18 protein-coding genes and 1 tRNA gene are annotated in these 20697 nt (G+C 64.1%); 14 read left to right on the top strand and 5 right to left on the bottom strand.

Annotated elements, in window-relative coordinates; all coding sequences use genetic code 11:
* Positions 1–50 precede the first annotated feature (50 nt).
* The 5 genes from G5S35_RS09380 to crcB all read left to right on the top strand — a co-directional run bounded on the left by G5S35_RS09380 (position 51) and on the right by crcB (position 6044).
* The gene (locus G5S35_RS09380) at positions 51–2030 is read left to right on the top strand and encodes a primary-amine oxidase (protein WP_110329312.1); all 1980 of its coding nucleotides are present in this window, start codon (positions 51–53) and stop codon (positions 2028–2030) included.
* Positions 2031–2067: 37 nt separating this feature from the next.
* Positions 2068–3045 carry a hypothetical protein gene (locus G5S35_RS09385; RefSeq protein ID WP_183038239.1) on the top strand — a complete coding sequence of 326 codons (978 nt, stop codon included), beginning with the start codon at positions 2068–2070 and terminating at the stop codon, positions 3043–3045.
* Positions 3046–3071: 26 nt separating this feature from the next.
* A complete protein-coding gene (gene styD, locus G5S35_RS09390) occupies positions 3072–4550 on the top strand; it encodes a phenylacetaldehyde dehydrogenase StyD (protein ID WP_183038240.1) in 1479 nt (492 codons plus the stop codon).
* Positions 4551–4731: 181 nt separating this feature from the next.
* Positions 4732–5493: an SDR family oxidoreductase gene (locus G5S35_RS09395; RefSeq protein ID WP_065061137.1), complete on the top strand. Its 762-nt coding sequence runs from the start codon at positions 4732–4734 to the stop codon at positions 5491–5493.
* A gap of 170 nt (positions 5494–5663) precedes the next feature.
* A complete protein-coding gene (crcB, locus tag G5S35_RS09400) occupies positions 5664–6044 on the top strand; it encodes a fluoride efflux transporter CrcB (protein WP_065061136.1) in 381 nt (126 codons plus the stop codon).
* 112 nt (positions 6045–6156) lie between these two features.
* Here crcB and cfa read toward each other — a convergent pair whose 3' ends face one another.
* Positions 6157–7335 carry a cyclopropane fatty acyl phospholipid synthase gene (gene cfa / locus G5S35_RS09405; RefSeq protein ID WP_110329315.1) on the bottom strand — a complete coding sequence of 393 codons (1179 nt, stop codon included), beginning with the start codon at positions 7333–7335 and terminating at the stop codon, positions 6157–6159.
* A 255-nt stretch (positions 7336–7590) separates the two neighbouring features.
* Between cfa and G5S35_RS09410 the strand changes: the two genes are divergently transcribed.
* Positions 7591–8007, top strand: coding sequence for an HIT family protein (locus G5S35_RS09410; RefSeq protein WP_065061134.1), 417 nt, complete (start codon positions 7591–7593; stop codon positions 8005–8007).
* Positions 8008–8077: 70 nt separating this feature from the next.
* Here G5S35_RS09410 and G5S35_RS09415 read toward each other — a convergent pair whose 3' ends face one another.
* Positions 8078–8749 carry a nitroreductase gene (locus G5S35_RS09415; protein WP_074986400.1) on the bottom strand — a complete coding sequence of 224 codons (672 nt, stop codon included), beginning with the start codon at positions 8747–8749 and terminating at the stop codon, positions 8078–8080.
* Between the two features lie 429 nt (positions 8750–9178).
* Between G5S35_RS09415 and G5S35_RS09420 the strand changes: the two genes are divergently transcribed.
* Positions 9179–9269: transfer RNA gene (locus G5S35_RS09420), tRNA-Ser, on the top strand.
* 137 nt (positions 9270–9406) lie between these two features.
* Positions 9407–9916 carry a hypothetical protein gene (locus G5S35_RS09425; protein ID WP_183038241.1) on the top strand — a complete coding sequence of 170 codons (510 nt, stop codon included), beginning with the start codon at positions 9407–9409 and terminating at the stop codon, positions 9914–9916.
* 40 nt (positions 9917–9956) lie between these two features.
* Here G5S35_RS09425 and G5S35_RS09430 read toward each other — a convergent pair whose 3' ends face one another.
* The 3 genes from G5S35_RS09430 to acs all read right to left on the bottom strand — a co-directional run bounded on the left by G5S35_RS09430 (position 9957) and on the right by acs (position 14420).
* On the bottom strand, positions 9957–11975 hold the full coding sequence (locus tag G5S35_RS09430) for a sodium:solute symporter family protein (RefSeq protein ID WP_065061390.1): 2019 nt from the start codon (positions 11973–11975) through the stop codon (positions 9957–9959).
* Positions 11972–12337, bottom strand: coding sequence for a DUF4212 domain-containing protein (locus G5S35_RS09435; RefSeq protein ID WP_065061389.1), 366 nt, complete (start codon positions 12335–12337; stop codon positions 11972–11974). Before G5S35_RS09435 ends, G5S35_RS09430 begins: the two co-directional genes overlap by 4 nt.
* Positions 12338–12437: 100 nt before the next feature.
* Positions 12438–14420 (bottom strand): acetate--CoA ligase, encoded by a 1983-nt coding sequence (gene acs / locus G5S35_RS09440; protein WP_074986402.1) that lies wholly within the window; start codon positions 14418–14420, stop codon positions 12438–12440.
* Between the two features lie 412 nt (positions 14421–14832).
* Here acs and G5S35_RS09445 point away from each other — a divergent pair, with 412 nt between their 5' ends.
* From G5S35_RS09445 to G5S35_RS09470, 6 genes are all read left to right on the top strand, one after another.
* On the top strand, positions 14833–15726 hold the full coding sequence (locus tag G5S35_RS09445; protein ID WP_110328372.1) for a DMT family transporter: 894 nt from the start codon (positions 14833–14835) through the stop codon (positions 15724–15726).
* A gap of 298 nt (positions 15727–16024) precedes the next feature.
* Positions 16025–16630, top strand: coding sequence for a TIGR00645 family protein (locus G5S35_RS09450; RefSeq protein ID WP_074986405.1), 606 nt, complete (start codon positions 16025–16027; stop codon positions 16628–16630).
* A gap of 54 nt (positions 16631–16684) precedes the next feature.
* Positions 16685–18208, top strand: coding sequence for a fumarate hydratase (locus G5S35_RS09455; protein WP_065061385.1), 1524 nt, complete (start codon positions 16685–16687; stop codon positions 18206–18208).
* A 208-nt stretch (positions 18209–18416) separates the two neighbouring features.
* Positions 18417–18896, top strand: a complete 480-nt coding sequence (gene bfr, locus G5S35_RS09460; RefSeq protein WP_065061384.1) for a bacterioferritin — start codon at positions 18417–18419, stop codon at positions 18894–18896.
* A 121-nt stretch (positions 18897–19017) separates the two neighbouring features.
* Complete coding sequence (gene murI / locus G5S35_RS09465; RefSeq protein WP_065061383.1) at positions 19018–19878, top strand: glutamate racemase; 861 nt, start codon at positions 19018–19020, stop codon at positions 19876–19878.
* Positions 19879–20279: 401 nt separating this feature from the next.
* Positions 20280–20531, top strand: coding sequence for a (2Fe-2S)-binding protein (locus G5S35_RS09470; RefSeq protein WP_065061382.1), 252 nt, complete (start codon positions 20280–20282; stop codon positions 20529–20531).
* Positions 20532–20697 lie beyond the last annotated feature (166 nt).

Here is a 20697-nt window from a genome sequence, read left to right on the forward strand (position 1 = left end):
GCGATGCAGGCGGCGCTGTTCCGGCTCAACGACATCCTTACGAAATGCTTATGAACACGACCTCGAATTCGCATCCGCTCGACCCGCTGAGCCTCGCCGAAATGCAGCTCGCCTGTGACATCGTGAAAGCCGCCGAACAGCTCGACGAATTTGGCCGCTTTCCCGTGACCGAATTGCGCGATCCGCCCAAAGCGGAAGTGCTGGCCTGGCAGCAAGGCGATTATTTTTCGCGCCGCGCGTTTGTGATCGCCATCGATCGCACACGCGCGCAAACGATCGAATTCGTCGTCGATCTGCGTGAGAAGAAAGTGGAATCGCGCACGCCGCTCGCACTGCAAAGCGCGCCGTTCGGTCAGCCGCCCGTGATGATCGAAGACTTCATCAATGCCGAGCGCATCGTTAAGGAAGATCCGGCGTGGCGCGCAGCCGTGCTCAAGCGCGGCCTCACCGAAGACGATCTCGAACGCGTGCAGGTGGACCCGTTTTCGGCAGGCGCGTTCGATCGCCCCAACGAAGGCGGCCGTCGCCTCGTGCGCTGCGTGAGTTACTACCGCGAGCACGTGAGCGACAACGGCTATGCGCATCCGATCGAAGGCGTGGTCGCGGTAGTCGATCTGCTCGAACAGAAAGTCATCGAACTCGTCGACGACGGCCGCATCATTCCAATTCCGCGCGCAAAGCATAACTACGACACGCCGAGTCTCGGCGAGCCGCGCGACACGGTCAAACCGCTGTCGATCAGCCAGCCCGAAGGTCCGAGTTTCACCATCGACGGCTGGCAGGTGAAATGGCAAAACTGGAGCTTCCGCGTGGGCTTCACGCCGCGCGAAGGTCTCGTGCTGAATCAGATCACATGGGACGACGGCAAGCATGCGCCGCGCCCCATCATCTATCGCGCGAGCGTGACGGAGATGTGCGTGCCCTACTCCGATCCCACCACGAATCACTACTGGAAAAGCGCGTTCGACGCAGGCGAATACGGACTCGGCAAACTCGCGAATCAGCTCGAACTCGGTTGCGATTGTCTGGGCACGATCCGCTATTTCGACATTCCGTCCGCCGACGATTTCGGCAATAGCTTCACGATGAAAAACGCCGTCTGTCTGCACGAAGAAGATTACGGCACGCTCTGGAAGCATTATGAATTCCGCACCGGCGTATTCGAAATGCGCCGCTCGCGCCGCCTGGTGATTTCGTTCTTCGCAACGGTCGGCAATTACGATTACGGTTTTTACTGGTACTTCTATCAGGACGGCACGATTCAGCTCGAATGCAAACTCACGGGCATTATCCAGACCTCGGCAGTTGCCGACGGCGGCTCGTATCCGTGGGGCGGCATGGTCACCGAAAATCTCGGCGGCCCGACCCATCAGCACTTCTTCAATGCACGCCTGCACATGATGGTCGACGGCGAAAAGAACGCCGTGACCGAGCATGAATTCGTGCCGCGTCCGATGGGCGAAGGCAATCCGTACGGCAATGTATTCGACACCACGAAGCGCGTGCTGAAAACCGAGCAGGAAGCGGCGCGCAATGCGAACGGTCAGACCGGCCGCTTCTGGAAAGTCGTGAATCCGAACGTGAAAAACCGCGTGGGTGCGAATCCTGGCTACAAGCTGATCGTCAACGACTCGCCGCTAATGCTAGCCGATCCGAACTCGAAGGTACGCCAGCGTGGCGGCTTCGCGACGCGTCACGTATGGGTCACGCCGTACGACACCACGCAACGCTATGCGAGCGGCGACTATCCGAATCAGCATGCGGGCGGCGACGGTCTGCCGCGTTATATCGAGGCGAATCGCAACGTCGAAAACGAGGACATCGTGCTGTGGCACAGCTTCGGTCATACGCACGTTTGCAAGCCCGAGGATTTCCCGGTGATGCCGGTGGAATACGCGGGATTCATGCTCAAGCCGAATAACTTCTTCGACGGCAATCCGGCGATGGATCTGCCGGGCGGACGCGATCCGCATAGCGTGCAGGACGGCGCGCCGGACAGCGCCCCCACCTGCTGCGGCAGCAAGAAGTAAGCGGACCATGCAGCCACGCGCGCGCCGCCCCCCGGGCATGAACGTTCGCGACACGCTCGCCACTGCGCGCGCGTGGTGCGCCGTGACGGGCGGCGCGGCCGCGTTGGCGGCGGGCGTGATGGCGACGGCGATGCGCGCGGGCACGCAAACCGGCGCGCTCGCCGCCAGCGGGCTTGCGCTTGCGGCGATGGCGTGCTTGCCCGCGATGCTGGCGCGGCGATTCGCAGCGCGGCCCATTACGTCCATTACGCCCATCGCCACCGCGCTCGCGACAACGATGCTCGCGATGAGCGCGGCTTCGGCGCAGGCGAATTCCATATCGGTCGGTCAAGCGGCGATATTGATTTTGTTTGGCCTGTCACTGCTCATTCCGATGGTGAATTTCTCGCAATTTAAAAATTTACCAAGGATTCCAAATCATAAAATTAGACGCAGCGAGGTGAATAGCGCGTTGCGCAGCAACGCAGCCATGCTTGCCGCCGCGTTGCTTGCCGGTTTGTCGAGCGGCGTGCTCGCCCGCTTTCAATTCTTTTCGATCTGCGGGTCCGGACCGTTCTCGTTTTCGCACGCGGCTATGTCGCTCTGCCTCGTCGCGTTGCTCGGTTTGATCGCGGATCGCGCCGATCATCGGCACACGCTGCTCGCACTCTTTGTCGTGCGCGGCGCATTACTCGCCGCGCTCACGCTCGCGGCGTTTTCCGCCTGGACCGTTTTCGCCGCGCCCGCCTTCGCGCTGCTCGATGCGCTCACGCTGCCCGCGCTCATCCGCGCGTCACGCATGCAGCGCGCCGCGCACGCGGGTTGTCCGGGCGTGGTTCATCACGGCGGCATGCTCGCGGGCGCGGCGCTCGCCACGACGTCCTGGGGCTTCGGCCAGGGCTTCTACGCGCTTTACTTGCTCGGCGGCGCGCTCAATCTCGCCTGTGCGTATGCACTCGCCCATCGCCGCGTCGCCGGGACGCAATACGTCGCGTCGTCCGCGCTCGCCACGCGCGGCGCAATCGAACTTCGCTGAACCCATCATCGAATCAAGGAGACAAGATGGACCGCCAGGATTTCACACACACGATCCGCACGCAGATGTTCGTCGACGGACGCTTTGTCGAGAGCGGCAACGGCCGCCATTTCGCCGTGTTCAATCCGGCCACCGGCCATGAAATCGCGCAGGTTCCCGACGCCGGCGACGCCGACATCGACGCAGCCGTGAGCGCCGCGCGCCGCGCCTTCGAAGCCGATACGTGGCGACGCCTGCCGCCCGCCGCGCGCGAGCGTCTGCTGCTCAAGCTCGCCGATCTCATCGAGCAGAACGGCGACGAACTCGCCGCGCTCGAAACGCTCAATCAAGGCAAATTGCTGGGCTTTTCGAAAATGCTGGAAGTGGGCGGCAGCGTGCAATGGCTGCGTTACATGGCGGGCTGGGCGACCAAGATCGAAGGCAGCACGGTCGATCTCTCGCTCGCGTTTCCGCCGGGCGTGCGCTACAACGCCTCCACGCGTCGCGTGCCCGCAGGCGTGGTCGCCGCCATCGTGCCGTGGAATTTTCCGCTGCTGATGGCCGTGTGGAAGATCGCGCCCGCGCTCGCGTGCGGCTGCACCGTCGTGCTCAAACCCGCGGAGGAAACGCCGCTCACCGCGATCCGTCTCGCCGAACTCGCGCACGAAGCGGGCTTTCCGCCGGGCGTGTTCAACGTCGTCACCGGCCAGGGCGAGACGGCGGGCGCAGCACTCGTGCGCCATCCGCACGTCGACAAGGTCACGTTCACCGGCTCGACCGAAGTGGGCCGCATCATCGGCAAGCAATGCGCGAGCGATCTGAAGCGCGTTTCGCTCGAACTCGGCGGCAAGAGCCCCGTGATCGTGCTCGACGACTGCGATCCGCAACGCGCGATCGAAGGCGCGGCGGGCGCGATCTTCTTCAATCACGGCCAGGTCTGCACGGCGGGCTCGCGCCTCTACGTGCCGCGCGCGCGCTTCGACGAGATCGTCGGCGGCATTGCGGACGTCGCGCGCAACACGGTGCTCGGCTCCGGCTTCGAGGCGGCCACGCAGATGGGGCCGATGGTTTCGGCGCGTCATCGCGACAAGGTGACGGGCATGATCGCGCAGGGCCGCGCGGAAGGCGGCGAGATTCTCGCAGGCGGCGGCAACGCTCAGCGCGCGGGCTTTTTCGTCGAGCCGACCGTGATCGCGAACGCCGGCAATCGCGCGCTGACCATCGTGCGCGAAGAGGTCTTCGGCCCGGTGCTCGTGGCGATGCCCTACGACGACGTGGAAGAAGCGATCGACGCCGCCAACGCCTCGGAATACGGGTTGGGCGCAAGCGTGTGGACCAATCAGCTCGATCGCGCGATGCGCGTGGTCGATGCCGTGCAGGCGGGCACCGTTTGGGTGAATACGCACAACATGGTCGATCCCGCGCTGCCGTTCGGCGGGTTCAAGTCGTCGGGGATCGGACGCGAACATGGCCGCGCGATCATCGATGCGTACACCGAGACGAAATCGGTCTGCATCGCGTATTGAGCGTCTTCGCAGGCGCACGTGACGATATGAATTACGTTCGCTAACCTGCGTCCGCCCTCGATCGATTGTTAATCGAAATGGAATGATGAAACCCGCCGCCGCGCAATGACCGGCGGCGCGAATTCCCGCATGATCGACTCCATTCCCGCTGCGGCGGACATCCATCGAAAGGAGATCGAGCATGAGCAACGCAACCACGACCTCAAACAGCGGCACGCGCGGCGTGGCGATCGTGACCGGCGCGTCGCGCGGCATCGGCGCCGCCGTGGCCGAGCGGCTGGCGCGCGACGGCCACGCGGTCGTCGTCAACTATGCGTCGAGCGCGCGCGAGGCCGAAGCGCTGGTCGCCACCATCACGGCGGCGGGCGGTCGCGCCATCGCCGTGAAAGCCAATATCGCGAAGGCCGACGAAGTGCGCGCGCTGTTCGACACGACCATCGCGCAACTCGGCCAACCCACGGTGCTCGTCAACAATGCGGGCGTGATGAAGGTGGTCACGCTCGCCGATTCGACCGACGCGCTCTACGACGAGATGTTCGACATCAACGTGCGCGGCACGCTGAACACGATGCGCGAAGCCGCCACGAAACTCGCGAACGGCGGGCGCATCATCAACTTTTCGACGACGGCGCTCGCGCTGAATCTGCCGGGATACGGCATTTACAACGCCACCAAGAATGCGGTCGAAGCGCTCACGCGCGTGTTCGCGAAGGAATTGCGCGGGCGCGGCATCACGGTCAACGCCGTCGCGCCGGGACCGGTTGCCACCGCCCTCTTCCTTGAAGGCAAGACCGAGGAGCAGATCCGCCATTTCGCGAGCCTGCCGCCGCTCGAACGCCTCGGCCAGCCGGAGGACATCGCCTCGGTCGTGTCGTTCCTCGCCGGGCCGGACAGCGGTTGGGTCGACGGCCAGACGCTGCGCGCCAACGGCGGACTCGCGTGATGGTGTAAGCGCAGCATCGCATCAAGTCGCACATCGCGCCGCGCAGCGCCTGCTGCCCTGCGGCGCGATGCTACACTTTCGGGGTCCAGGCCGGAGCGCGCCGGCAGCCGGCACAGACCGTTCGCCGCCAGCCGTGTGCGCCTTTCATTGCGCTCACCACGACCCCTGACATGTATCTGTCCATACTCGCCGTCGGTATTGGCGGCGCGCTCGGTTCGCTGCTGCGCTGGGTGCTCGGCCTGCGGCTGAACGCGCTGTTTCCTTCGTTGCCGCTCGGCACGCTGGCGTCCAATGTGATCGCCGGTTACGTCATTGGCGTGGCGGTCGCCGCATTCATGCGTTTGCCCGAGGTCTCGCCGCAATGGCGTCTGTTCGTCATCACCGGCTGCATGGGCGGCCTCTCGACTTTTTCGACCTTCTCCGCCGAAGTGGTTTCGCACCTGCAAAACGGCCGCTTTGGCTGGGCGGCGGGCGAGATCGTCATTCACGTCTGCGCTTCCGTGCTGATGACGATACTCGGCATCGCAACGGTCGCGGCCGTCATGCGCTAAACGCGCGTGCAATAAAAAACCGCGTCGCGCATTCCATGAACGCGCACGCGGTTATGACTTATCAGGCGACGGCATTAAAAAAGGCCTTGTTTCAAGGCCTTTTTTCATTCGACTATTCCGCCGACGGCATTTCAGGCCGCACGTAACCGCCCACCCGACCATTTTTCGACAGCACGAATTGCCAGAGCTGAATATCGCGCGCACGGAACGCGCCCGCGCACGACAGCAGGTAGTAACGCCACATGCGATAGAAACGCTGGCCCATTTCGGCTTCGAAACGCGGCCACGCGGCTTCGAAATTCGCGTGCCATGCCATTAGCGTGCGGTCGTAATCGGCGCCGAAATTATGCAGATCTTCGGTGACGAACAAACCGCCCGATGCATCGGCGACCTGGCCGATGGTCGGCAATTCGCCGTTCGGGAAAATGTATTTGTCGATCCACGGATCGGGCGTGGTGTCGCGCCGGTTCTTGCCGATCGTGTGCAGCAGGAAGAGGCCTTCGCTGTCGAGACAACGATGCGCGACTTCCATATACGTGCGGTAGTTTTTCGGCCCGACGTGCTCGAACATGCCCACGCTGGCGATGCGATCGAACTTCTCGTCGAGCAGACGATAGTCCTGCAGGCGAAACTCGACCGGCAGCCCTTCGCAGCGCGCGGCGCCCAGCGCGGCCTGCTCCTTCGAAATGGTCACGCCCACGCATGCAACGCCGTAGTGCTCGGCGGCGAACTTCATGAGACTGCCCCAGCCGCAGCCGATGTCGAGCAGACGCATGCCCGGCTGCAAGCCAAGCTTGCGGCAAATCATGTCGAGCTTCGCTTCCTGCGCTTCTTCGAGCGTTTTCGCGCCGCCCGACCAGTAACCGCAGGTGTAGGTCATGCGCTTGTCGAGCATGGCCTCGTAAAACGCATTGCCGATATCGTAGTGCTGCTGACCGACCTTCCATGCGCGACGCACGGTCTGGCGGTTCATGAGGCGCGCCCGGAGCGCGTGGAAGACGAGGCGCGCGGGATCGATCTGATCATCCAGATGCGCCCGCAACACATGTGCGAAGAACTCGTCGAGTTGTTCGCAATCCCACTGGCCATCCATATAGGCTTCGCCGAGGCCCAGATTGCCGAGCGCCAGCACCCGCTCGGGCACCTGGTTGTCGTGGATGCGCATGTCCCAGGGGCGCGTGCCGTTCATCTTGACGTCGGCGCGCGCGAGGAGTTGGGATGCAAATCGCCAGGCCCCCGAACCGGTGGCCTCGCGGGCGGGTTGGGCTGCTTCGAGATCGGTCGTTGCCATACGTGCTCCGTCAAGACCGGCACTGGCGCCCTGCGCCTCGCTCCGGCCACATGCAAGAGGTTGCTATCAAGACTTCGTCGTCGCGCTCGCTGCGAGAACCTCTATGATGCACCCGCTTCAAAAAAAGTGCAGGGACACCGACACACCGCTTTCGTCACCCGGCCAGGCGATAATCGACCGCTGCGGCTGCGACAGCCGCCTGAAAGCCTCCAGCAATCACGCAGGAAAACCCAGGCAATAACCCGAGGACAACCCATGGCATACGACACCAACAACATCTTCGCGAAGCTGCTGCGCGGCGAAATTCCTTCCATCAAGCTGGCCGAAAACGACGCCGCCGTCGCGATCATGGACGTGATGCCGCAGTCGGAAGGCCACGTGCTGGTGTTGCCGAAGGAAGGCGCGGAAGAGATTTACGAACTGTCGCCCGAAGCGCTGAGCGCGGCGATGGCGATGGTGCACACGCTGGCCGCGGCGCTGCGCAAGGCACTCACGCCCGACGGCCTGATGATCGCGCAGTTCAACGGCGCGGCTGCCGGCCAGACCGTGCCGCATGTGCATTTCCATCTGATTCCGCGCCGCAACGGCGAGGAACTGCGCATGCACGCGCGCGACATGGCCGACAAGGCAGAACTGGAAGCCGTCGCCGCGCGCATTCGCGCGGCGCTGTAAAGCAATGCGTCACGATGTGACGCAACCAGCTTTCAAATAGCTTAAAACGCGGTTCGCGGCGGCGAGATCGTCAGATGCCGTCGAATTGCGCAAACGCTTCGAGTGGCACGCGCGCCGAACGCCACTGATTGATCGGCGCCGCGACATCCTCATAGCCGATCGCCATGCCGCTGAACAGCATGCGCTCGTCCGGCAGCACCAGAAATTCGCCGACCGTCTGTGCATAGCGCGCCCAGCATTCCTGCGGGCAGCTATGCAAGCCGGCTTCGCGCAACAGCAGCATGACCGTTTGCAGGAACATGCCGAGATCGGACCATTGCGGCGGTCCCATCTGCCGGTCGACGCTGCAAAAGAGCGCGAGCGGCGCGTCGAAGAACGCGAAATTGCGCGCGAACTGGCGCAGCCTGCCCGGCCGGTCGTCGCGCGCAATGCCGATGCTGCGATACAGATCCTCGCCGACCTGATAGCGCCGGTCGCGATACGGCGGCGTGAGTTCGCGCGGATACACATCGTATTCGCCGCGCTCGCCCTCGGGCGCCTCGGCGATGCGCGCGGCCATGATCGACTTGAACGCCGCGAGCCGCTCGCCGCCCACCACGTGGATGTGCCACGGTTGCAGATTGCCGCCCGACGGCGCGCGCGACGCGGTGGCGAGCACCGTGCGCATCAGTTGGGGATCGACGGGATCGGGCAAGAACTGACGCACCGACTTGCGGCTGTTGACGGCTTCACTGACCTTCACGCGCGGACTCCTCAAAGAATCGACGATGCATTATCGACGAAGCGCTGGGTGTCTGCAGAGCGCCTCTTCCGCGCGTGTGTGGGCTCAGCTTTAGAACTTGTGACGGATGCCGACGACGGCGGGCGTCAGTGACGTGTAGTAGCAGCCGACGCCCGCGTGCACGATCTGAATCATGATGCGGGCTCCGCCGTTTTGGTGCTTCGTTTTGCGGTGGCTGGCTGAGGTGGAGCGTGCAATCGGAGCAAAAAACGATACGGAATGAAGGCAGGGGGCGGAACGATGCAATTCTTCGATGCTTTGTAGTGGGCGGCGGCCGGAAGGCGGCGATTGTTTATGGGGTTTGGCGAGGGTTTGGCAAAGGCCCAATTTCGACGCTCCAGCAACGCCCTCCCCCCGGCGCCCAGACTCTGCTATAATTCGCGTCCCGCCGGAGAGATGGATGAGCGGTTTAAGTCGCACGCCTGGAAAGCGTGTATAGGTTAATAGCCTATCGGGGGTTCGAATCCCCCTCTCTCCGCCAGGACAGATTCTCAAAACCCCGTAAGTTCAAGGACTTGCGGGGTTTTTGTTTTTCGGGGCCTTGAATCTATCCACGGCGGATCCACGGCGGATCGACGGTGCATCCACGCACGAGAATGAAAAAGCCGGAATCCCTCGATGACCCACCACACCAGCGTGCGCCTCACACCCGTCAAGCCCGGCGACGTCCTGCTACTGCGCCCACGCAGCCTGACTTGCGGCAGCGTCGCGAATCTTGCCATTCAATCCGTCGCGCGATTCGCCCGACCGCGATTCACGCATGTCGCCGTCGTGCTGAGTGGCGGGCTCATCGCGGACGCAATGCCCAGGAAAGGGGTGACATTTCGCCAATGGGCAGACGTTCGCGACGCCTACAGTCTTGAACGCTCGATCGTCGCCCGACATCCGGCGCTCGCTGGCAATCCCGATGCGGTGGAAACCTTGCTCGCGCAAGCGACCTACGATTACAAGGTGCGCTACCGGCTGCATTCGCTCTTTGGACCGCGGCGGCTGGTCTCCGAGCGCTTCGGGTTAGTGTGCTCGCAGTTCGTCGGTCTGCTGCTGCATGAAGCGGAGGTGGCGGGCAAGCGACGCACGCTTGAAACGCTTTGCCGCGACCTGCATCCCATGCAAGCCGGCACGACCTGAAGCTGAAACGCTGCGCCACCCTTTCGGCGCGCACTCATTGTTAAGGATGCCGAATATAATCCACCAACGCGACCATATACTCATCCGGTTTCCGATCGAAAAGACTCACAACGATCGCCACCAGAAACCCCGCCGGCACCCCAAACACACCAGAAGAAATCGCATCGATACCAAACCAACGCGCCCCTTCGAACCCGGTAAGTTGCGTGAAAAACGGATACGTCGACACGATGTAATACACGCACACGACAAGCCCCGCGATCATCCCCGCCACGGCGCCGAGGCGCGTCGTGCGCTTCCAGAACACGCCGAGCACGAGCACCGGAAACAGACTCGACGCCGCCAGCGAAAACGCCGCGCCCACGAGAAACAGAATATTCCCCGCATTCAACGAAGCGACCCACGAAGCAAACAACGCCACGCCCAGCAGCAGAATCTTCGACATCGTCACGCGTCGTTGACTCGACGCATTCGGATCGACCATGTGGTAATACACATCGTGCGAGAGCACGTTGGAAATCGTGAGCAGCAAACCATCCGCGGTCGACAGCGCCGCCGCGAGCGCGCCCGAGGCTATCAGCCCCGACATCACATACGGCAGCCCCGCGATCTCCGGCGCCGCGAGCACGACCATATCGGCCTGCATTCGAATGTCGCCCCAATGCACGATGCCGTCGCCGTTCACGTCGCTCACGCTGATCATCGACGGCTCCACGCGCCGCCACTGCATCACCCAATGCGGCAGATCCGAAAAATGTTGCCCCACGAGATGCGAAAGAATCTCGTACTTCATCAGCACCGCCAGCACCGGCACGGTCAGATAAAACAGCGCGACGAAGAACAGCGTCCAGCCCACCGAGCGCCGCGCCGACGCCACCGAAGTCGTCGTGTTATAGCGCGTGAGAATGTGCGGCAAGCTCGCGGTCCCCAGCGAAAGACACAGCAGCAGCGAAAGAAAATTGCGCTGATGCACGCGCCGCGCCTCGTCGCTTTCCGCGGGAAACGCTTCGTGCATCGGCACGGGCGGCGTCGCGAGTGCAAGCAGATCGTCGCGCTCGCGCGTCCACGCCGCGCGCGCCGCCTCGACGTCGCGCGGGAAACGGGCGACTTCGCGTTCGAGCGAATCGATGTCGCGCAGCGGGCCGTTATGGCGGCGCAGATCGACCAGCGCCGCGACGAGACGCGTTTTCTCCTCGACGTACGAACCCGGCAGCGCATCGAGCCGCGACTGCCACAGCGCCGCGCGCCGCTCGTATTCGTCGCGCACGTTGGCCTCGGCGCTCGACGCGCGCACATCGCGTTCGAGCGCTTCCACGCGCTGCATCACGTTGCCGTAGTCGAGTTGCGGCACCCAGCCGAGACCGTCGCGATGCGCGATCAGCGAGACGGGAATCAGGATCGCCGCGATCAGGATGATGTATTGCGCGACCTGCGTCCAGGTAACCGCGCGCATGCCGCCGAGAAACGAGCACACGAGGATGCCCGCGAGTCCGCAGAAGATGCCGATGGCGAAGTCCACGCCGATGAAGCGCACCGCGATCAGGCCCACGCCCTGGATCTGCGCGACGAGATAGACGAACGAGCACAGGATCGTCGCGAGCACGGCGAGTGCGCGCACCAGGTTGCTCGAAAAACGCGTGCCGAGGAAATCGGCGATGGTGTAGCGCGCGAGCTTGCGCACGTACGGCGCGAGCAGGAAGGCGACGAGGCAGTAGCCGCCGGTCCAGCCCATCAGGTACGCGAGGCCGTCGTAGCCGGTCGCGTAGAGCGAGCCCGCGAGGCCGATGAACGACGCCGCCGAGAGCCAGTCGGCCGCCGTCGCCATGCCGTTGAAGACCGAGGGCACGCGCCGTCCCGCGACGTAGTATTCGACCAGATCCGAGGTGCGCGACAGCAGCCCGATCACGGCGTAGACGGCGATCGGCACGAACAGGAACACGTAGCCGATCCACATGCCCGGCCCCGTCGCGCGCTCGATGCGCCCCATCACGAAGACGAATGCGAGAAAGCCGAGCGTATAGAGCGCGTAGGAGCGGATGAGCCGATGCGCGAGCTTCATCGTTGCGGCGCCTGGCTGGCCTGACGGATCGCCATGTCGGCTTCGCGCGCGGCTTGAAGCACGCGGTCGGCGCGCTGCATCAGCACGATATACACGACCACGAGCGCCACGTAGATCAATATCGCCCCTTGCGCGCCGAGGTAGAACGGCAGGCTGAAGCCGGCGAAGCGCAGGCCGTCGAGCGCGTGCGCGAACAGCGGCGCGACGAACGAGACCGCGAAGCCGATCGTCATGAGCACGGCGATCAGCGCGAGATTGAAGCGCCAGTAGCGCCGATGCGCGTGCGCCATCGCCTCGCTCACCGCGGGCGGTTCAGGCAAGGGATTGACGGGGTTCGGAGGGGTGGTGTGTGGCGCGGCCATGCGCCTGTGTAGCAAAAAGGCGCATGACCGGCAATTGGGGGCAACCTCGGGAGGCGCGCGGCGGCCCTGTGACGCAGGCCGCCGCGCGCTCCGGCCGGGATTACAACGACTCGCCGAGCTGATCGAGAATCGCCGGGTTCTCCAGCGTGGACACGTCCTGCGTGATCGCCTCGCCCTTCGCGAGCGAGCGCAGCAGGCGGCGCATGATCTTGCCCGAGCGCGTCTTCGGCAGGTTTTCGCCGAAGCGGATGTCCTTGGGCTTGGCGATCGGCCCGATCTCCTTGCCCACCCACGCGCGCAGCTCGTTCGCGAGCTTCACGGCGGCGTCGCCTTGCGGACGGTCGGCCTTGAGCACCACGAACGCCACCACGGCTTCGCCGGTCGTGTCGTCCGGGCGGCCCACCACGGCGGCTTCGGCCACGAGCGGATTCGCCACCAGCGCCGACTCGATTTCCATCGTGCCCAGACGGTGGCCCGAGACGTTCAGCACGTCGTCGATGCGGCCCATGATCGTGAAGTAGCCGGTTTCCTTGTCGCGCACGCTGCCGTCGCCAGCGAGGTACAGGCGGCCGCCCAGTTCCTCCGGGAAATAGCCCGACTTGTAGCGCTCAGGCTGGCCCCAGACGTTGCGGATCATCGACGGCCAGGGGCGCTTGACGACCAGAATGCCGCCCTGCCCGTTCGGCACGTCCTGGCCGGTTTCGTCGACGATCGCGGCCATGATGCCCGGCAGCGGCAGCGTGCACGAACCCGGCACGAGCGGCGTGGCGCCCGGCAGCGGCGTGATCATGTGGCCGCCGGTTTCGGTCTGCCACCAGGTGTCGACGATCGGGCAGCGCTTGCCGCCCACGTTCTCGTAGTACCACATCCACGCTTCCGGATTGATCGGCTCGCCGACCGTGCCGAGGATGCGCAGCGACGACAGGTCATAGCTCTTCGGATGCACCCTGGCGTCGGCTTCCGCGGCCTTGATCAGCGAGCGGATGGCCGTGGGCGCCGTGTAGAACACGCTGACCTTGTGGCGCGCGATCATGTCCCAGAAGCGGCCCGCGTTCGGGTAGGTGGGCACGCCTTCGAACACGACCTGGGTCGCGCCGATCGTGAGCGGGCCGTAGGCGATATAGCTGTGGCCCGTGATCCAGCCGATGTCGGCGGTACACCAGAACACGTCGCTCGGCTTCCAGTCGAAGGTCCACTTCATCGACTGCGCGGCCCACAGCAGATAGCCGCCGGTGCTGTGCTGCACGCCCTTGGGCTTGCCCGTCGAGCCCGACGTATAGAGGATGAAAAGCGGGTGTTCCGCGCCGACGGGTTCCGGCGCGCAGACGTCGCTCTCGGCCGCGGAGACTTCGTGCATCCAGAGGTCGCGGCCTTCGTGCCACGCGACCTTGCCGCCCGTGCGCTGGTAGACGATCACGGTCTGCACCGCTTCGCAGCCGCCCATCGCGATGGCTTCGTCGGCGATATTCTTCAGCGGCAGCGCCTTGCCGCCGCGCATCTGCTCGTCGGCGGTGATGAGCGCGACCGCGCCCACGTCGACCATGCGTTCGTTGAGCGACTTCGACGAGAAGCCGCCGAACACCACCGAGTGCGTCGCACCGATGCGCGCGCAGGCCTGCATGGCCACCACGCCTTCGACCGACATCGGCATGTAGATGACCACGCGGTCGCCCTTCTTCACGCCGCGCTTTTTGAGCGCGTTCGCGAAGCGCGAGACGCGCGAGAGCAGATCTTGATACGTGATGTTGGTGACGGTGCCGTCGTCGGCTTCGAAGACGATGGCGACGCGCTCGCCGTTGCCCGCTTCCACGTGACGGTCGAGGCTGTTGTACGAGGCGTTGAGCTCGCCGTCCTCGAACCAGGTGTAGAACGGCGCCTTCGACTCGTCGAGCACCTTCGTGAAGGGCTTTTGCCAGGTCAGCGTTTCGCGCGCGAGGCGCGCCCAGAAACCCTCGTAATCGCGGTCGGCCTCGGCGCACAGCGCCTTGTAGGCTTCCATGCCGGACACCGTAGCGTCCGCCACCGTTTGCGCGGTCGGCGCAAACACACGATGTTCCTGAAGAACCGATTCAATCGCAGACATCGACAACCCCTTGGTGAAGATGAAACGTCAAACTCGTGGACGCGCGCGGCATCGTGGATGCCCGCGCGCGCCGTCTCCGTGTGCCGCCGCGCTGCCGCCCGGATTTGCGCGGGCGCGCGACGGCGCGTTGTTTACTTTGCCGCTCGATGGTGCGAAGCACATGTGCCTCGCGCCTGGCGGTCTGCACGGGTCCGCGCGCAAGACTCATGCGACAAAACCCATGCGGCAAGACCCATGCGCTCAAAGGTTAAGCGCGACAACTTACCCGCTACTTACGTGCGCTCGCGTGCGGCGCAGGGGTTTGCCCCAAGGCGGCACGCCCCGCGGCGCTCGAGCGCCTTCGCCGGTCACCCTGGCGAGGCATTAAGCGGGCATTTAGAATGCTAACTGATCTCAGCGCCCGGATTCCAGCTTGAACCGCTATTCATTTTTCCTCGTCGCCGCCATGCTGCTGGTGGGCAGCAACGTCGGCATCGGCAAGTCGATCGTCGCATTTTTGCCGGTCCCGCTGTTCGCGCTGCTGCGCTTCGTGATCGCGCTCGCGGTGCTCTGGCCCCTGCTGCGTCTCTCGCGCATGCGCCGCGTGAAGCGCGACGAATGGATCAATCTGTTCCTTCAGGCCCTCTTCGGTACATTCGGGTTTACGCTGCTGATGCTCGGCGGCGTGCATCGCACCAGCGCGGTGGCCGCGGGCGTCATCACGAGCACGATCCCGGCCGTGGTCGCGCTGTTCGCCTGGCTGTTCCTGCGCGAGCGTCCCGACGCGCGCGCCTTCGCGTCCATCGCGCTCGCGATCGCGGGCATCGCCGTGGTCAATCTCGCGCACACGGACGCCGGCTCGCACAATCCCGGCTCGCTCGCGGGCAATCTGATGGTGCTCGGCGCGGTGTGCTGCGAATCGCTCTACGTGATCCTCTCGCGCCGTCTCACGCAAACGCTCGCGCCGCTCGAAATCTGCGCGTACACGCATCTGTTCGGCTTTCTGCTGATGCTGCCCGTGGGGCTGGCCGGCGCGTTCTCGTTCGACTACGCGAGCGTGCCCGCCAGTGTCTGGGGCCTCGTGGTCTGGTACGGGCTGTCGGCGAGCGTGTTCTCATTCGTGCTCTGGATGATGGGCATCCGTCACGTGCCGGGCAGCATCGCGGGCGTGTTCACGGCCGTGCTGCCGGTGGCCGCCGCCGTCTACGGCATGGTCTTCCTCGGCGAGCGGCCGACGCCCGCGCACGGCGTCGCGCTCGCCTGCGTGGTCGCGGGCATCGCGCTCGCGAGCGTCAAGACGAAACGGCTGCCGCCCGTGGCGTCGTGAAGGCGCGTGAAGTCTCGTGCGGGCCGCGCCCGGCGGGCTTCAGCGCGCTGCGGCCCTGTTCTGACGTAAGAATTCTGAAAGTTTGTCTGCCCGCATCCCGGCGATGCGCGCCGCCGACGCGTTACAATAGCGCCCGCCCGGCCCCTGCGGCATTGCGGCGCAGCGCGCAAACGTGAAAAACGTGCCAGCGCGCGCGGCGCACGCCGTCGCGGCCCTGCCCGAATCGTCAGAATCGCCCGCTGCGGCCTGCTGCGGGTGATTCGTCCGGTTCCCACGATCATCGCGACCCACAACGCACATGTCCGCCGCTCGTCCCCAGCCGCCGTCCCGCCGCCGCATGCGTTTGCTGCCCAGCATCATCTTCATGAGCCGCTGGCTGCAGGTGCCGCTGTACCTCGGCCTGATCGTCGGGCAGACGGTCTATTGCGTGCTGTTCATCAAGGAAGTCTGGCATCTCGTCACGCACGCGATGTCGCTCGACGAAACCAGCATCATGCTCGCCGTGCTGGGCCTGATCGACGTGGTGATGATCTCGAATCTGCTCATCATGGTGATTGTCGGCGGCTACGAGACCTTCGTCTCGCGCATGGGCCTCGAAGGCCACCCCGACGAACCCGAATGGCTCGATCATGTGAACGCCGGCGTGCTCAAGGTGAAGCTCGCGATGGCGCTCATCAGCATTTCGTCGATTCATCTGCTGAAAACCTTCATCAATCCCGACGCCGTTTCCGAGCGCACCGTGATCTGGCAGGTGGCGATCCACATCGCCTTCCTGCTCTCGGCGCTCGTGATGGCGTGGATCGACCGCATCACGACGCACACGCATCCCGAGCATTACCACGACCTCGCCGCGCGCCATCCGGTGCCGGAGCGTGTCGTGCGCGACACGGCGACGCCGGAGTAATACCGGCGCGCCAGGCCACAATTCGAAACACCCCTGTCCCCACAGAAGCTAGCCATGACCGTCATCAAGCAGGAAGACCTGATCCAGAGCATCGCGGATTCGCTCCAGTACATCAGCTACTACCATCCGCAGGATTACATCGAAGCGCTCGGCCGCGCCTACGAGCTCGAAGAGAGCCCGGCAGCGAAGGACGCGATCGCGCAGATCCTCACCAACAGCCGCATGTGCGCCGAAGGCCGCCGTCCGATCTGCCAGGACACCGGCATCGTCACGATCTTCGTGAAGGTCGGCATGGACGTGCGCTGGGATGGCGCGACGATGGGCGTCACCGACATGATCAACGAAGGCGTGCGCCGCGGTTACCTGAACCCGGACAACGTCCTGCGCGCATCGATCGTGTCGCCGCCCGAAGGCGGCCGCAAGAACACGAAGGACAACACGCCGGCCGTGATCCACTACGAGATCGTGCCGGGCGACAAGGTCGACGTGCAGGTCGCGGCCAAGGGCGGCGGCTCGGAAAACAAGTCGAAGTTCGTCATGCTCAACCCGTCCGACTCGATCGTCGACTGGGTGCTCAAGACCGTGCCGACGATGGGCGCGGGCTGGTGCCCGCCGGGCATGCTCGGCATCGGCATCGGCGGCACCGCTGAAAAGGCGATGCTGATGGCGAAGGAATCGCTGATGGAGTCCATCGACATTCAGGACATCATCAAGCGCGGTCCGAAGGACTGGATCGAAGAACTGCGCGTCGAACTGCACGAGAAGGTCAACGCGCTCGGCATCGGCGCGCAGGGTCTGGGCGGTCTCGCCACCGTGCTCGACGTGAAAATTCACGCCGCGCCGACGCACGCGGCCTCGAAGCCGGTCGCGATGATCCCGAACTGCGCGGCCACGCGCCACGCGCACTTCGTGCTCGACGGCTCGGGTCCGGCAAAGCTGGAAGCGCCCTCGCTCGACGCCTGGCCGAAGGTCAACTGGGAGCCGAACACGGAAACCAGCAAGCGCGTCGACCTGAACACGCTTACGCCGGAAGAAGTCGCGTCGTGGAAGCCGGGCCAGACGCTGCTGCTGTCGGGCAAGATGCTCACGGGCCGCGACGCGGCGCACAAGCGCATCGCCGACATGCTCGCCAAGGGCGAAAAGCTGCCGGTCGATTTCAAGAACCGCGTGATCTACTACGTCGGCCCGGTCGATCCGGTGCGCGACGAAGTCGTCGGCCCGGCAGGTCCCACGACGGCCACGCGCATGGACAAGTTCACCGAACTGATGCTCTCGCAGACGGGCCTCATCTCGATGGTGGGCAAGGCCGAGCGCGGTCCGGTCGCGATCGAGGCGATCCAGAAGCACAAGGCCGCGTACCTGATGGCCGTGGGCGGCGCCGCCTACCTCGTGTCGAAGGCGATCCGCGGCTCGAAGGTCGTTGCGTTCGAGGACCTCGGCATGGAAGCTATTTATGAATTCGACGTGCTCGACATGCCGGTGACGGTCGCCGTCGATTCGTCGGGTACCTCGGTGCATAAGACCGGCCCGGCGGAATGGCAGGCGAAGATCGGGAAAATCCCCGTCGCGACCGCATGATGTGTATGATTCGGTTTCACACCGAAAACTGAAAACCGGGGCTTACGCCCCGGTTTTTGTTTTGGACGACGCAAAACGTAACGAGATTAATTCTCAGCACAAGCAAGTGTTTGATTTCAGCCGGGATTCGGCCTTGGCATTTGCGTATTGAGCGTTTATTGTTCGAACCAGTGTTTGAAAACCCACGCCCCACAAGGAAGGAAAGATCATGCAAGGCGATAAAAAAGTCATCGAGTATTTGAACGCGCAACTCAAGAATGAGCTCACCGCGATCAACCAGTATTTTCTGCATGCGCGCATGTACAAGCACTGGGGTCTCGAAAAACTCGGCAAGCATGAATACGACGAATCGATCGGCGAAATGAAGCACGCCGACTGGCTTATCGAGCGCATTTTCATGCTCGACGGCCTGCCCAATCTCCAGGATCTGCACAAGCTGCTGATCGGCGAAGAGACCAAGGAAATCCTCGAATGCGATCTGAAACTCGAACAGATTTCGCAGTCGACGTGTAAGGAAGCGATTGTCTATTGCGAATCGGTTCGCGATTTCATTTCGCGTGAAATCTTCACGAAGATTCTCGACGACACCGAAGAGCACATCGACTGGCTCGAAACGCAAATCGACCTGATCGACAAGGTCGGCCTGCAGAACTATCAGCAAACGATGATGGGTTCGGTAGAATCCTGATCGCCCGGGCTCACGCGGCGCATCCGCAGCGATTGCGGGTGCGGCCCCCGAGCGCGGCGCGGCTGCTCTGTCCAGTCGCGCCGTCCGCGAGCCCTGTTTCTTTTCCGGTTTCCCGACGCACTTGAACCTTCCGGCTTCCACTCGCGCCGCGCCCATCGGCATCTTCGATTCCGGTCTGGGCGGCCTCTCGGTGCTGCGCGCCGTGCGCGCGCTGCTGCCCGCCGAACGGCTCGTCTACGTGGCCGATTCGCGCTATGCGCCCTACGGCCAGCGCGACGACGACTTCATCGCCGACCGCACGCTCGCGATCGGCGAATGGCTGGTCGCACAGGGAGCCAAGGCGCTCGTGGTGGCCTGCAACACCGCCACGGCGCAGTCCATCGAATTCGTGCGCGCGCGCCTGCCGATTCCGCTCGTGGGCGTGGAGCCGGGCATCAAGCCTGCCGCGCAGTTGTCGCGTTCGCGCGTCGCCGGCGTGCTGGCCACGCCGGTCACCTTGCGCAGCGCGCGCTTCCAGGCGCTGGTCGAGCGCCATGCCGCCGACCTGCGCGTGCTGAGCCAGCCGGGCTATGGCCTGGTGGAAGCGGTCGAGTGCTGCGACGTCGACTCGCCCGAACTGCTGCAACTGTTGCGCGGCTACGTCGAGCCCATGCTCGACGCGGGCGCGGACACGCTCGTGCTCGGCTGCACGCACTACCCCTTTCTCGACGCGGCTATTCGCTCGATCGTCGGCGAACGCATGACGCTCGTCGATACGAGCGTGGCCATCGCGCGCCAGCTCGACCGCGTGCTCGACCAGCACGGTCTGCGCGCCGACGCGCACGCGCACGAGTCCGCGAGTCCCACCGCACGGTTTTGCTCGACGAACGACGGCACGCACCTGCGCAAGCTCGCGGCCGCGCTGCTCGGCATCGAGTCGCAGGTGGAATGCGTGAGCATTCCGTCGCGCCGCACGCGCGAACTGGAACCCGACGCGGCCTGAATCGCCTTGGCCGCCTCGGCCAACCTCAATCTCCCTATCAACGACAGGGTCGATGCCGGCATTTCGCCGCCCGCGCTGCGTCCGTCCAGAAAATTTTCGCGCAGATCGCGCCCCGTTTCCGGATGAACAATCATCGCTCGCGCTGATGGGTCCCTCATCGCGACGCTTTCCCCCCTCGCGCCGCGACGCCCACCAGGCACGGCTTTCCCGCCATCCGTCTGTCGCTTGACACGCATCGCACCCCGATTCGCCGGCCGCCGGGCAGATCGCACCCTTGATCCTGAGCAGCCATTTCTCTGCTAAGCCCTGAGTTTCGTTACAAAAATTCCCTGCGCATGCTTGCCAAACGATCCAAACATAATGATAATAATTCGCATTAACTCTTTCTATTGCGCTCCATCATGATTGTTTGCGTGTGCAAGTCCGTCTCCGACCGGACGATTCGTGCCTCGATTGCCGAAGGCATGGACTCTTTCGACGAGCTGCAATTCGAGCTTGGCGTCGCGACCTGCTGCGGCAAGTGCGAAGAATCCGTGCGCGACGTGATGGCGCAAAGCGGCGTCTGTGCAAGCCGCTGCGGCGTGACCCGCCCGCAGGTGGCCGTCGTTCCGCACGTGGTGCCGATGACGTTCTACGAGCGCAAGGCAGCCTGAACAGCTTGACGGGCGCGCGCCCGCAGCTCGCGCGCGCCTTGCTTCATCGCTCGATCATCGAGCGCTTACCGCCGACAGCAAGCCAGTTTCTTGACCAGCCAGCTAGCGCCTGTTTCCTTTTTCCCGGAGGATGCCCGCTATGGAATTGCTGATCGGATTCGTGACC

Source organism: Paraburkholderia tropica, from assembly GCF_014171495.1.
GTDB classification, from domain to species: Bacteria; Pseudomonadota; Gammaproteobacteria; order Burkholderiales; family Burkholderiaceae; genus Paraburkholderia; species Paraburkholderia tropica.

Bases quoted from the DNA above. Each gene is read 5' to 3' on its own strand.
- G5S35_RS09380 (WP_110329312.1), top strand. From the start codon at position 51: ATGAACACGACCTCGAATTCGCATCCGCTCGACCCGCTGAGCCTCGCC.
- G5S35_RS09385 (WP_183038239.1), top strand. From the start codon at position 2,068: ATGAACGTTCGCGACACGCTCGCCACTGCGCGCGCGTGGTGCGCCGTG.
- styD (WP_183038240.1), top strand. From the start codon at position 3,072: ATGGACCGCCAGGATTTCACACACACGATCCGCACGCAGATGTTCGTC.
- G5S35_RS09395 (WP_065061137.1), top strand. From the start codon at position 4,732: ATGAGCAACGCAACCACGACCTCAAACAGCGGCACGCGCGGCGTGGCG.
- crcB (WP_065061136.1), top strand. From the start codon at position 5,664: ATGTATCTGTCCATACTCGCCGTCGGTATTGGCGGCGCGCTCGGTTCG.
- cfa (WP_110329315.1), bottom strand. From the start codon at position 7,335: ATGGCAACGACCGATCTCGAAGCAGCCCAACCCGCCCGCGAGGCCACC.
- G5S35_RS09410 (WP_065061134.1), top strand. From the start codon at position 7,591: ATGGCATACGACACCAACAACATCTTCGCGAAGCTGCTGCGCGGCGAA.
- G5S35_RS09425 (WP_183038241.1), top strand. From the start codon at position 9,407: ATGACCCACCACACCAGCGTGCGCCTCACACCCGTCAAGCCCGGCGAC.
- G5S35_RS09430 (WP_065061390.1), bottom strand. From the start codon at position 11,975: ATGAAGCTCGCGCATCGGCTCATCCGCTCCTACGCGCTCTATACGCTC.
- G5S35_RS09435 (WP_065061389.1), bottom strand. From the start codon at position 12,337: ATGGCCGCGCCACACACCACCCCTCCGAACCCCGTCAATCCCTTGCCT.
- acs (WP_074986402.1), bottom strand. From the start codon at position 14,420: ATGTCTGCGATTGAATCGGTTCTTCAGGAACATCGTGTGTTTGCGCCG.
- G5S35_RS09450 (WP_074986405.1), top strand. From the start codon at position 16,025: ATGTCCGCCGCTCGTCCCCAGCCGCCGTCCCGCCGCCGCATGCGTTTG.
- G5S35_RS09455 (WP_065061385.1), top strand. From the start codon at position 16,685: ATGACCGTCATCAAGCAGGAAGACCTGATCCAGAGCATCGCGGATTCG.
- bfr (WP_065061384.1), top strand. From the start codon at position 18,417: ATGCAAGGCGATAAAAAAGTCATCGAGTATTTGAACGCGCAACTCAAG.
- G5S35_RS09470 (WP_065061382.1), top strand. From the start codon at position 20,280: ATGATTGTTTGCGTGTGCAAGTCCGTCTCCGACCGGACGATTCGTGCC.